This is a genomic window from Pseudomonas baetica, from assembly GCF_019733355.1.
GTDB lineage: Bacteria > Pseudomonadota > Gammaproteobacteria > Pseudomonadales > Pseudomonadaceae > Aquipseudomonas > Aquipseudomonas baetica_A.
The window spans coordinates 1-449 of record NZ_JAIHLQ010000140.1 but is presented as its reverse complement, the minus strand read 5'-3'; the positions used below and the strand labels follow the sequence as shown (position 1 = coordinate 449).

The following is a 449-nucleotide window of genomic DNA, read 5'->3' as shown; positions in this document are numbered from 1 at the left end:
TCCTGGCAGTTGTGCATTTTGTTGTTGATGGCGACGATGATCGCGTCTTCCAGTTTGGTGGTGTAGTAGTGCTCTTGGGTACCTTGAGCCGAAGTACGGAACCACTGGATAACGATTTCGCTCATGCGCTCGCCGGAGGTCAGAGCAGCTTGCAGCAGAGGCGAAGCCTTGTCGTAGACCTTGGTGATCACAACTGGCTTGTGAACGCGCTGACCGGTTGGCTGACCGGATTGCGGGTCACGCGGGATGATCACGTCGTGGCTGAACGCCTGAACCATGACCTGGTCTTCGTGACCTTCCTGGTAGGTGTTGCCAACGGAGTCGGCAGTGAAGGCGCCGGCAGTGATCAGGCCTTGTTTTTCGCCGGTAACCGACATGTACGCTGGTGTTGCCATGGGGTGCTCTCCTTGCGGATAAATTTAAGGTGCCCGGGAGGCGAAATCGCCCGG

Annotated in this window: 1 protein-coding gene; it reads right to left on the bottom strand. The window is 57.2% G+C overall.

Features of this window, described 5'->3' with window-relative positions; translation table 11 throughout:
* Positions 1 to 395, bottom strand: a 395-nt coding sequence (locus K5E40_RS34455) for an Hcp family type VI secretion system effector (RefSeq protein WP_221734437.1), incomplete at its 3' end; no start/stop codon positions are given.
* Positions 396 to 449: the final 54 nt, after the last annotated feature.